Below are 12,714 nucleotides of genomic sequence, written 5' to 3' on the forward strand. Positions count from 1 at the left end.
GTAACGAGGCGGCCTGTCTAGCACTTTCCGCAAAAAACGGCCCCAGGGGAACTTCAGCCCGAAGGCGTCGGACCGGGTTCAAGCCCGTCTTGACCCCAAGCCGGTAGCCCAATGCACGCGCCAGATTGCCAAAACCGAGAGCTAGCGCAGTTTTGGCCTTAACAAGAAGAAGGCTCATTGCTCGCGCAGAATCCGGGCAACTTCAATGCTCACGCGTGCCACTTCGAATATTTCATCAGAGGTGATCGGCGTGACAGTCCCATTTTCCACCGCGGCCAGGAAAGCCGCAGCACACTCGCTTTGCCCCTTGTTCTGCTTCCAGAGATTCAGCTTGCTGAAGCCCGGCCAACCGAAACCTTTCAACTTGCGGAAGTTATCCAATTGCAGGACACGTCCAGCAGCGAAGACTTCAACCCGCTCTTTTGGAAAGCTTGAAGCGCCATTGGCCAGATAGTGGATTGTGCCGAAAGAGCCATCCTCAAACCCGAGGGTAATTGCCGCTTTATCTTCAGTAATTGCTACAGCTGGCGTATCCCCCATTCTACGGGCCTGGATCGAAACAATTTTGCTACCTGCCAGAAAGCGCATCAGATCAATGAAATGACACGCTTCGCCAATAATACGGCCACCGCCGACTGAGGGGTCCTGGGTCCAGTGATTCGAGGGAATCGCTCCGGCATTCATCGTCATGATGAAAGACTTGGGTTCTTTGACAGCCGCAAGCAACGCCTTCATCTTTTGTACCTGAGGCGAAAAACGTCGATTGAACCCAACCATCAAATGTGGCTTGAGCCCTTTTTCAACGGCATTTCGATAGGCTTCTTCAACCGTTACCAGATCCTGGGCTTCAATTGCCAAAGGCTTTTCGACGAAGACATGTTTACCTGCCTCCAACGCCTGGCTGACAAAATGAGCATGGCTGTCGTGACGAGTGACAATTGCGACGGTGTTGATCGTACGCTCGCCAAGCATCGCATTGATATCAGTCGAGGCCTGTGCAAATCCTGCCTTGCTACCGTGAATGACACCATTGATACCGCCGGCAGTAACAATCGTATGGAACTGAGCACCTGCGGCCTTAAATGCCGGTATCAGCATTCTTGATGCATAGTTTCCTGCGCCAATGAAGCCAACAACAGGTTTGACGGGGTCGAAACTGGCCGCCGCACCGGGTGCCAGTACTACTTCCTTGATGTTTCGCTCGGTATCTTGGGAGGTGTATTGAAGAATGATGCCCAGCGCCGAATTATCCGTCGTAAGCGTCTGATAGGCATCCGCTGCTTCTTCGAATGCAACCCGATGGGAGATCAGCGAGTTGACCTCCAATTGGCCGCTGGCGAGCATATCCAGGACGGCTTCGAAGTTGCGCTGTTCAGTCCAACGGACAAAACCTATCGGGAAGTCGTTGCCTTGATCTTCGTAACTTGGATCATAGCGCCCGGGCCCGTAAGAACATGAAACCTGAAATGTCAGTTCCTTTTCATAGAAGTCAGCTCGACTCAACTCAAGCCCGGTTACCCCGACCAGAACAATACGTCCCCGTTTGCGACACATATGTGCCGCTTGGGTGACAGGATCGGAAGACTTGGTAGATGCCGTGATAATGACGCCATCCACTCCTCTTCCGCGGCTGAACGTCATCCCCGCAGAAACGACATCCTCTCCCTTGCCGGGATTGCATGTTTCGGCACCATAACTGCGAGCCAAAGCCAGCTTTTGTTCATCGAAGTCAATGGCAAGTACTCGACAGCCTTGAGCCCGCAGCAGTTGAACCGTCATCAATCCGATCAGACCAACGCCGGTGACTACGAAGGTTTCCCCCAGTGTCGGTTGAGCGAGCCGGATACCCTGCAAGCCAATACTGGCCAACACCGTAAACGAGGCGGCTTCATCGCTCACCGAGTCCGGAATCAAGGCACACAGATTCTTGGGAACAACAACGATATCGGCATGAGGACCATTGGAAACAACACGGTCGCCGGGCTTGAAGCCGGTCACATCCTTCCCGACGGCACCCACGACACCTACATTGCAATATCCAAGGGGCAACGGTTGTGCAAGCTTCGAGCGAACGGCTTCGACGGTTGTCGCCAAGCCATCAGTCTGAACCTTTTGCAGAACCATACGAACCTTGTCAGGTTGCTGGCGAGCTTTTTCCAACCAGTTGGCCCGCCCAAACCCTACCAGCATGCGTTCCGTGCCGGCAGAAATCAGCGTATTGGTTGTATTGATCTTTAGCGCGCCACTGCGAACAGCGGGAGCCGGCGCGTTAACCAATGACGTCTCACCGCTAGCCATGTTCTGAACAACCTGCTTCATGCATTCACACCAATAAAGTTAAAAATTCACTCATCACTGAGAAACTTGTATAGAGCTGTCTATCCTACCATCGGATATGGTCGGGGCGTCGGCGCCCACTCAACCGTCGAGGGCGAAATTGCCGTCCAGGTACTGCTTGCACCAGAGTTCCATGCAAACGATGCCGAACAACGTATAGGCAGCGTCTATTCGACCAGAACGATCTGCATCGATCAGATGCGCCACTGCCTTAGGGTCGAAAATCCCCCTCTTAAGCAGGGATGCAGGAGAAAGCACCTCATCGACCAAAGGCTTCAAACGTCCTTGCAACCAGTTGCGAAGCGGCACACCGAAGCCGGTCTTGGGTCGGTAGATAACATCGTGAGGCAGATAGGGTTCCATGGCTTTCTTGAAAATCCATTTCCCCTCCCGACCTTTTTGTTTGATATCCGAAGGCAATGAACCTGCCAGGCGTACCAAATCAAGATCCAGCAGCGGTACACGCACTTCAACGCCCGTCGCCATACCCATTTTATCGGTGTAATTGAGATTGTGATCGGTGAGAAAATGCTTGCACTCCAGGGTAAGCATTTTATCCATGGGCGTAGCATCCGAAGGTAGCCGCGAGAGTGTTTCTCGCATGGGGGCAAACAGATCATCTGCTGCCAACTCACGTCGCAAGTCCGGGGCTAACAAACTATAAGCCTGATCAGGCTCAAGCCAAAGGAAATAACTGATCAAGCGATCATTTGCCGGCAAGTCCGCGTATCGAAAAGCCTTCCCGAGACGGCGAGACAGCGGAGAGGATGCCGGAAGCAAACTTGAACTACGGGCCAGTACCGAGCGCAGCGGGCGAGGCATCCCTCCCCACCAACGCTCTTGCGCCAAAGCGAAATGACGGCGATAGCCGGTAAAAATGTCATCCCCCCCAGCACCGGACAACAGAACCTTAATGCCGTTCTGGCTTGCCAGCTCGGAAATGAACAACGCATTCAATGCAGCTGGATCCGGCGTAGGCTCATCAAGCAGATAAACCATTTCTGGTAGACGATCCATCATCTCATCACCGACGCCTACAACATGTAGGTCGACGTCCAGATGCTTGGCAACGCGCTGTGCGTACGGAAGGTCATCCGCGAAGCCTTCGTTTGCAGTGGATCCATTGTCGACACGAATACTGAAGCACTGCAACCGCCCTTTATCGCGTATTTCCTGTGCGGCGAACGCAACTATGGCGCTGGAATCCAACCCGCCTGACAAGAATGAACCCAACGGTACATCAGACACCAACTGACGCTGGACGGCAGTCCTGACTGCATCGGCGACATCGACAGCGACATCGGCAACCGTTTTTTTCAGAGGTTTCTCTGAAATAGGCAGTTCATAATAGAACCAGCTCTTCTCGATATGCCCATTACGGACACATAAGGCTTGGCCAGGTAAAACTTTTTTGATATCCCGCACAATCGTGCGATCGCCTGGCGACCAAAGAAAACCAAGGTGCGCGAGCACGGCTTGCGGGTCAATTTCAGTTTTACTGAAGCCTCCTCTGATCAAGCCTTTCATTTCACTTGAAAATGCAAAGCAACCATTATTGGAATGGATATAAAGCGGTTTGACACCGAGCTGATCCCGGGCCACCCAAAGTGTTTGAGTATCACGTTCCCAGAATACGACCGCGAAAATCCCGTTTAACCGATTCAAACACTCGATTCCGTAGCGACAGAAGAGCGCGAGCAATACTTCGGAATCTGACTGGCTGGAAAAATGATCTCCCGCAGCTTCGAGATGAGCTCTTAACTCACGAAAGTTATAGATTTCACCATTAAACACCATCACCACTCGCCCATCGGCAGAGACCATCGGTTGATGCCCGGCTGAAGTCGTATCAAGAATGGAAAGGCGCACCTGACCCAGCCATACACCAACGTCGGTATCAGACCAAACACCTTGATCATCTGGCCCGCGACGTCGAATAAACGAAAGCGCTGAAGAGAAATCAATAGACTCTCGCGTTCCGTTATGGATGTAGCCCAAAATTCCACACATATCAATTTCTCTAAATTGGGTTGTTAACAGGCTCGTCGCGCTTTGAGCTCAAGAACAAAAAAGGTATTAATATAGACGCTATGAGAAGAGCGACCGAAGCCAATTCGCCTCGAAAAAGGTGAAGCAGGGAAGCCACCGCCAATGCATATAGACCTAGCGCTCGATCACTTTGAGGGTTATAGATAACCGCGCCATAAAGCCGTCCTCCTATAAGCCCAAGGAAAAAACCGCCAAACAGTACACCTAAGGTACCAAAATTCATGTAAAGCTCACCAAAAATACCCGGTGGCATTGTCGTGCCCTGCAAAAGCCATTTATCTGGCCAAAAGGCTTCTGTAAATACACCCGCGGCAGTGAGCGGCTTATCGGGAAAAAGACCCGAAGGGATCAAAATCAACACGAGCATCAACAGAGTTGTTCCGTTTTGCCATTCAAGCCTTTCAGGCATCGCATCTACCAGCACAGTCATTGTTTGCAACTGCATTAGGTTGCCTGTGAACTGAGTCGCCAAAAAGTGAATGAAGGATAGAAAAACACCTTGCTCTTCGTTAATAAAAAAGAACTTGCCAGCCACAAGAAATTCTTGCTTAAAAAGATGATACGCCATTAAAGAGACAAACATCACTCCGCCAAGCACAGCCCCTTTTATGAGGTTGACACGTTTAACACGATAATGCCTAACGACAATCATCGCCAATACAATAATGAAAATTGTCGACTTCTGACCTTGAAGCGCGCAAATAAACAAACCACTAAAAAAATATAACCAAAAACAAAAGCGTTCGGACAGCGTTCTTTTTTTACTGCCCGTCAGGCGTATAAACCAGGCAAGCGAGACAGACAGAAACAGATTCTGAAGAAGAAACAGGCCGTTCAACCCTGCAAATGCTCTTATTCTATCGCTCGCGCCATAAAGCAGCCCCCATACCCCTCCGAGGATTATAAGAATGGCTGCAAAGGCCAGCAGTGCCATTAACGTAAATATTGTAGACCTTTGAGAGAAGATTCTGGAGCTCACTATGTAGCGAACCCTAACGGGAAAATTCAAGTGAGTCTTTCGCCCTAACCAACAGCCCATTAAAACAAAAACCAAAGCCAGAACATATAACAAAACAGCATAATCTATAGAACTACTTTTATCCGAATAGTTGAAATTCCAATACAGACTAAACCCATCGAACCCCATAATGAATGGATACAGCGGAACGATCACGCCGGCAAACCAGATCACCATAAAGAAAAAACCAAAACCAAAACAATCAAATACTCTCTTTCCAATAGGCGTTCGTAAACGCCCTTGCTCCGAATATTTATCTTCCAAGGCATTATCCTCTAGAGTCATAAATCAGCGAGACGGAGTCTCACCGCAACCAAAAGCAGCATAGAGGACAAAACAACACCCGTTGCATACCCCAAAACACCCGCCCACGCCCCAAAAGGCATAATGCTCAAGTATAAAATCAAAGCAACGCTCAGCCCTTCGACTATATTGACTTTCAAACTCAAACTAAATACACGCAATGCAAGCAACATAGTACCACTCACAAGAGCAATAGCTTTCAACGGCAGCGTTAATGCCAGCACAAACATATAGATAGCTGCCTGTTTGTAAACACCTCCCACAAGCAAAAACCATACAAGGGAAATCACTATCAACAACAACGCAACCGAAGAGGATATCTTCAACATACTTCTGAAGAACGCATGATGCCTTTCACGCAGCATCTCTTTATCGTTGACTACTTCCACCAAATCTGGGATAGCCCTTTGCGCGATGATTGTCAGTGGAAGCAAACCAAGACTAAGACTCAACAAAGCTATACCAAAAAAACCGATCTCATCAATTTTCACATGATAAGCAGTCAACATAAGTACGGGCAAACTATCGACCATCAAACGCACAAATAGACTTGCATTGACAGTCACCCCGGACTTCGCGGTCATCATCAACTCACGCCTGTTTACCAAGCGAAAATCCAGCGCGCTAAAAATATACGACCGCAGCTTCCACCACACAGCAACAAGACAGAGCAACTCTCCAATATAACGAGCCGTCATCCAGCCTTCGATACCAAAAAACTTGGTCAACACAACATGCAGAACAATGCTGACACCCGTAACCAACATCAGTGCGAAGTAAATCTCACGTATCACCTTCGCACCCTGCGCAAACCCCGTAGTTACACGGAGCAAGTTAGTTAACAGCACTAAGCCACAGGTGGTAAACACGTAGGAGCTCATTACAGAGTTCCACACGAACTTATTTGCAACATATATACAGGCAATGACACCGATTGATGCTATAACTACTAGCAGAAAAACCTGTCGAAGCACTTCATTTTTATCAGTAGTGCCATTACTTGCCGCGGTATCACGAATGGCGATACTCTGCATACCCAAGCTACCTGCAAGGATAACAAGAGCAATAATTGTTTCCAGCGAGCGCACCATGCCAACAACTGATGGGTCAACCCAAGGCGTGATTAAAAACTGACTTATTATTACCCCACCTTGAATGCAGGCGGTGATAACAACAAGCTGTAATAGCCTCGAGTTTTCAAACATGCCGATCAGACGACTCAACACGCGGTACCACCATCGACTTTTATGTGTACTCTCACTGGAACTCTCCTTATTTCGCCAGCGACAAGGAATCCAGAACACTTTTCAGCGCCGAACGACGAGCTGCGATGGAATAGTTCGAGGAAATCCATTGGTGTCTGGCTTTGGCGTCTTCAGCACAAACCGGCGTTGCGACAACAGCCTCCATGGCGGATGCAATTTCCTCTGGGCTGTCTGGCTGGACCCAGTAAGCGAAGTCACCCGCAACTTCTGGCACCGCCCCCCGTGGAGAAGTTATAACTCGCGCCCCACACGCCAGTGCTTCACCGATTGCATGCCCGAAACCTTCGTAAAGCGTTGGCTGAACATAGGCCAGGCAATTTCGATAATGGTGCAGTTTCTCTTCATCAGAAATCATTCCGACAAACTCTACCTTCTCTTCTATGCCCAAGCGCTGTGTCAGGGCCTTTAGCTCCTGCAGATAATCACCATGCTTACCAGCAACAACCAGTCGAAGATGGCTGGCACTAGCCGAAACCCGCGCGAACGCCTCTATCGTCGGAATGAGCCCTTTGCGAATGGCATTGGTACGGCTCGTCCAAGTTACCGTGAAAAAATAATCCGACTCAACAGTTGGAGCCTCGCCAGGAGAATAGTAATCGGTGTCAATCGCTAGCGTTGCGTACACTGGATTTCTGACACGCAGGTTAGCGGTAACCTCTTCACACTCTGATCTTGAGATAAACAGGTTTCGATCAGCTAACAACAAAGAGGTACGCAGTACCGCCTTCTGCCACAAAGGCCGATCTAGGTAACAGAGACCCGGAATTTCCTTCCGGCAGGTAGAATAATCAAAAGCTCCAGTCACTATCACCGGCCGACGGCGTAGCTTCCCGGCGAGCAATGGAAGCGGCGAGTGCCCCCACCACCAACAAAAATAAAGATCCGCCTTCCAGTCTAATGTGCCTGGCGTCCCGGACAAAACAACTTCATGCCCAAGCTCCTTGAGAATTCGGATATCCACCCGATAAAACTCGACTTTGTCAAACATCTCGCGCCAATTAGCATGAGCAGACATATTAGCAAAAAAACATATGCGCACTAGAGCACCGACCTGTTACCAGCCACGATATTAAACAAATGCCTTCTGCTGATACATTGATAGCAATGTATCGTGCAAGCTAGGCACATCAATTTTACCTACCGTATCAAAGAGTTTGGCTGGACTGCCGTAAAGTTCTTTAACTTCATCCTCTCTGACAAAGGCAGGATCAACTACAACCGCTGGCCGATAACCTGCGATCTGCTCCATCTCATCAATCACGCTTAACAAGGAAATGCTACGACCCGAGCATATATTTATAAACTCGCTGCGCTGATTAGTCGTCAACAATCTTGTATATGCCTCAACCACGAAACCCACATCAGATAGATCGCGAGAAACATCCAGGTTACCTAATCTGAGCTCTTTTTCCCCTCGAGCAAACGCGCCCACGATCTTGGAGAAAACGAACGACTCCGATTGGCCGGGGCCAGTGTAGTTGAAAGGCCGCACTACCAGTATGGGCATACGAGAAAACCACTTGCGAACAAGCGCCTCCATCGTTAATTTGCTCAACGCATAGTGATTAACAGGCTGCGGCTCACTGCTTTCAGAAACAGGCGACGAGATTGCATTTCCGTAAATATTTGCACTGCTCGCAATTATAATTTTTTCTACAACTATCTCCGCCTCCTTAATCGCATTAAGAAGGCTTTCCGTACCCAATACATTGACGCGATAGTATGATAAGGCATCGCTGCCAGTAACATGGGCCAACGCGGCTAAATGAATAATATGAGTAGGTTGAACCTGCTTCATCCAATCACTTAGTCGCTTCGTATCATTAAGATCCGCGTCTAGGTGATCAAACTCACAGGCGAGCCGCACTCCTCCCAGGCCAGCAACGCGCCAGCCGGCCTTGGTGAGATTTTCCGCCAAGTGCTTTCCAGTGAAACCCGAAAGCCCCGTAATCAGCACCGTCCGCTCTTTACTTTGAAGTGCCATTGCGAACCCTTCTTAGATCAGCGTCAACCATCAACTGGCACAGTTGCTCTAGTGTGGTTTCTGGTTTCCAACCCAATCGCTCTTTTGCAAATGACGCATCGCCAATCAACAATTCTACTTCTGCAGGTCGATAGAAGCGCGGGTTGACTTTTACCCTAGTGATACCGGTTCGACGGTCAACACCAAACTCGTTCTCAGCGCTTCCAGACCACTCGATATCAACACCCACAGCTTTAAAACTCATCGAAACAAAATCACGAACGGTTTCAGTGCGATTGGTAGCGAGTACAAAAGTTTCCGGCGTGTCGACTTGCAACATTCGATGCATGCCATCTACATACTCTTTAGCGAACCCCCAATCCCGCTTGGCATCCATATTTCCAAGTTCCAGGACTTGCTGCTTGCCAATTTCGATACTGGCAACAGCATCAGTAATCTTGCGAGTAACAAACTCTTTCCCCCGCAGAGGAGACTCGTGATTGAATAGAATGCCGCTGGTAGCAAAGATATCGTACGACTCACGATAGTTAATCGTTGTCCAATGCGCAAACAGCTTCGCAACACCGTAAGGACTACGCGGATAGAAGGGTGTACTCTCAGATTGAGGAACCGCCTGGACCAATCCAAACATCTCGGATGTCGAAGCTTGATAGAAGCGAATCTTGGGATTTACTATACGGATTGCTTCGAGCAAATTGAGCGCACCGACACCAGTAATCTGTGCCGTTGTGATTGGCTGATCGAACGAAACACCTACAAAACTTTGAGCCGCGAGATTATAAACCTCGTCCGGTGCGCAATTCTGAATTAAACGAATAGCCCCGGACAGATCAGTCAAATCAAATTCTACGAGGTGGAGATCGTCATGCTCAAGAACTCCCAGCTCCTCTAACCGCCAGAAACTTACAGAACTTGTCCGGCGATAAGCGCCGTAGACTTTATAACCCTTGGACAACAGTAGTTCGACAAGGTACGCCCCGTCTTGACCTGTAACACCCGTAACCAGCGCGTGCTTCTGCATCGATACAACTCCTAAAAATTTAAACCCTAAACACGTCCATAAGTATCGTCAAATCGAACGATATCATCTTCGCCCAAATACGTTCCTGACTGCACTTCTATGATCTCAAGAGGAATAGTGCCGGGATTGGAAAGGCGATGAACATGGCCAATAGGGATATAAGTACTCTGATTTTCATTCAACTGAAAAACACGATCTTCACAGGTCACCTCTGCGGTGCCAGACACAACAATCCAATGCTCCGCCCGATGGTAATGCTTCTGCAAACTTAGCGTTGCTTTCGGCTTCACCAATATACGCTTCACCTGAAAGCGCGAGCCGGAATCTATGCTGTCGTACCAGCCCCAGGGTCGATGAACGCGGCGATGGAGCTTTGACTCTGGCCTGACCTTGACATTCAACGCTTCGACAATGGCCTTCACGCCCTGACTGCGGTCTTTATCCGCGACTAACACAGCATCAGGCGTTTCGACGATAACGATATTTTCAAGCCCCACGGCCGTTACTAAACGGTGAGAGGCGTAAACCAATGTATTAGAACTGGAATCTAATATTACATCCCCATGGGTAGCGTTCTGTTTTTCGTCCTTCTCACTCGAACGCCAAACAGCATCCCATGCCCCCAGGTCGGACCAACCGGCGTCCATCGTCAGCATTTTCAACGTCAGGCCGGCTGACGGCGTTTTCGCACAATGCTCGATCACAGCATAGTCAATCGACTCTGGCGGTATCAGGGAAAACGCGTCCAGTTGTGGTCGTATAAACCCGTTATCCTGGGCCCGGCCCTTCCAGGCGGCTTCAGTGGCATCGAAGATGTCTCTTCTGAACGCGCTCAGTGCTTTCAACCAGATTGACGCACGCAGCACGAAAATACCGCTATTCCAGAAATAGCTTCCATCTTCCAAGTATTTTTCTGCAGTTGACCGCCCAGGCTTTTCAACAAACGAATCCACCCTCTTGACGGCAGAGGGGTCTGCAGAATGGATATAACCATAACCCGTTTCAGGGCGATCAGGCTTGATGCCCAAGATTACAATGCTGCCGTCTTTTGCAACGTCTACAGCTTTACTGACCGTATCAGTAAAGGCTTGAATATCAAGAATCATTTGGTCGGCCGGGACCACAACCAGGACGGGGTCAACCTCCATCCCAACTTCATCGCGTGCATAGAGCGCCGCCAACGTAAGCGCAGGGGCTGTATTGCGTCCTACCGGCTCAAGAATGACAACAGCTTTAGAAACATTCATTTCCCGGATCTGATCTAGGCAAAGGAAGCGGTGCTCATCATTCGCAACGATGCAAGGCTGCAGCACCTCGACACCTTGCCCACCTACCTTCAAAACTCGATCAACAGCCTGCTGAAACAAAGTTTCCCGACCTGAAATAGCCAAAAACTGCTTTGGGTAGAGAGTTCGACTAAGAGGCCAAAGTCGGGTTCCCGCCCCCCCTGACATAATAACGGGTAGTATCTTCATACCAGCCAAATTCCACGTGTATCAACAATCTGGCGGCCTTGAAGAGCCGATGCGGGAATAGATTTAAATGGTTTGTGATCTACTAGTAACAATAGAACATCAGCACGAGAAATCGCTTCTTCTGCTGTGCAGAGTTCAGCATTTTTGAGCGAGCCAGGTAAAGAAAGAATATTAGGCTCCACGACTAAAATTTTCCCCGCGTGACGACTTGAAATATTGCGAGTAATTTCCAGAGCCGGGCTTTCGCGCAGATCATCAATATCGGGCTTGAATGCGAGACCGAAGCAAGCAATGACGACGTCTTTCTCAGACTTCTCTGAATGAAGCGAAAGATGATCAGCCACCGCAGCGTCGACCTTGTTCATAACCCACTGAGGTTTCGAATCATTAACCTCCCGCGCAGTCTTGATCAACCTGGCCTGGCCTTCTGCCTGACTTACAATGAACCAAGGATCAACAGCGATACAGTGCCCACCGACACCAGGCCCCGGCTGCAAGATATTGACACGAGGATGTCGATTGGCAAGCTTTATAAGCTCCCATACATCAACATCAAACTTATCGCATATCATAGACAATTCATTGGCAAACGCGATATTAACGTCGCGAAAGCTATTCTCAGTCAACTTGCACATCTCTGCAGTTCGAGCGTTTGTTATGATACATTCGCCCTCCACGAACAACTTATACAATCGTGCTGCGGCATCAGAGCACTTGGGAGTCATCCCACCAATGACACGATCATTTTGTACCAACTCACGTAACACATGACCAGGAAGCACCCGCTCCGGACAGTGCGCGATACGAATATCGGATGCTTCGCCATGAGTTTGAGGAAACGTCAAGTCGGGACGAGCTTCCGCCAACCATAAAGCCATCTTTTCAGTTGCACCGACAGGCGAAGTGGACTCGAGAATGACCAAGTCCCCGCTTTTAAGAACAGGTGCAATAGACTTACTTGCGGATTCAATATAGGAAAGATCCGGAGCGTGATCATCCTTGAAAGGAGTAGGCACAGCTATTAAAAAAGCATCGGCCGGCTCAGGGCTAGTACTAGCGCGGAGATAACCTTCAGTCACGGCGGCATGTACAACTATATCTAAATCAGGTTCAACAATATGGATTTTTCCGTCATTAATAGTATCGACAGCCTTCTGATTAACATCAACACCAACAACTTTCACCTTACGCGCAGCAAAAACGGCGGCGGTTGGCAGACCAATATAACCCAAACCGATGACAGAAACTGTGGAAAAACCCAT

The 12,714-nt window shown here is 49.2% G+C and carries 9 protein-coding genes; all 9 read right to left on the bottom strand.

The features are described from left to right. Window positions 1-174 precede the first annotated feature (174 nt). The 9 genes from HU730_RS04600 to wecC all read right to left on the bottom strand — a co-directional run bounded on the left by HU730_RS04600 (window position 175) and on the right by wecC (window position 12,714). Window positions 175-2,319, bottom strand: a complete 2,145-nt coding sequence (locus tag HU730_RS04600) for a bi-domain-containing oxidoreductase (RefSeq protein WP_034126699.1) — start codon at window positions 2,317-2,319, stop codon at window positions 175-177. Window positions 2,320-2,418: 99 nt separating this feature from the next. Continuing rightward, window positions 2,419-4,347 (bottom strand): asparagine synthase (glutamine-hydrolyzing), encoded by a 1,929-nt coding sequence (asnB, locus tag HU730_RS04605; protein WP_034126698.1) that lies wholly within the window; start codon window positions 4,345-4,347, stop codon window positions 2,419-2,421. A 10-nt stretch (window positions 4,348-4,357) separates the two neighbouring features. Continuing rightward, on the bottom strand, window positions 4,358-5,668 hold the full coding sequence (locus tag HU730_RS04610) for an oligosaccharide repeat unit polymerase (RefSeq protein WP_230633839.1): 1,311 nt from the start codon (window positions 5,666-5,668) through the stop codon (window positions 4,358-4,360). A gap of 17 nt (window positions 5,669-5,685) precedes the next feature. Beyond that, complete coding sequence (locus HU730_RS04615) at window positions 5,686-6,933, bottom strand: membrane protein (RefSeq protein WP_034126697.1); 1,248 nt, start codon at window positions 6,931-6,933, stop codon at window positions 5,686-5,688. 46 nt (window positions 6,934-6,979) lie between these two features. Next, entirely contained in the window at window positions 6,980-7,960 is a 981-nt protein-coding gene (locus HU730_RS26575) for a glycosyltransferase (RefSeq protein WP_230633838.1), read from the bottom strand. A gap of 81 nt (window positions 7,961-8,041) precedes the next feature. After that, window positions 8,042-8,956 carry a GDP-mannose 4,6-dehydratase gene (locus tag HU730_RS04625; protein WP_034126696.1) on the bottom strand — a complete coding sequence of 305 codons (915 nt, stop codon included), beginning with the start codon at window positions 8,954-8,956 and terminating at the stop codon, window positions 8,042-8,044. Continuing rightward, on the bottom strand, window positions 8,940-9,977 hold the full coding sequence (gene gmd, locus HU730_RS04630) for a GDP-mannose 4,6-dehydratase (RefSeq protein ID WP_034126695.1): 1,038 nt from the start codon (window positions 9,975-9,977) through the stop codon (window positions 8,940-8,942). Before gmd ends, HU730_RS04625 begins: the two co-directional genes overlap by 17 nt. A gap of 26 nt (window positions 9,978-10,003) precedes the next feature. Then, window positions 10,004-11,452 (bottom strand): mannose-1-phosphate guanylyltransferase/mannose-6-phosphate isomerase, encoded by a 1,449-nt coding sequence (locus HU730_RS04635; RefSeq protein ID WP_034126694.1) that lies wholly within the window; start codon window positions 11,450-11,452, stop codon window positions 10,004-10,006. Beyond that, complete coding sequence (gene wecC / locus HU730_RS04640; RefSeq protein ID WP_034126693.1) at window positions 11,449-12,714, bottom strand: UDP-N-acetyl-D-mannosamine dehydrogenase; 1,266 nt, start codon at window positions 12,712-12,714, stop codon at window positions 11,449-11,451. Before wecC ends, HU730_RS04635 begins: the two co-directional genes overlap by 4 nt.

The sequence above is a fragment of the Pseudomonas sp. SWRI22 genome, assembly GCF_014268395.2.
Lineage (GTDB): Bacteria > Pseudomonadota > Gammaproteobacteria > Pseudomonadales > Pseudomonadaceae > Aquipseudomonas > Aquipseudomonas paracarnis.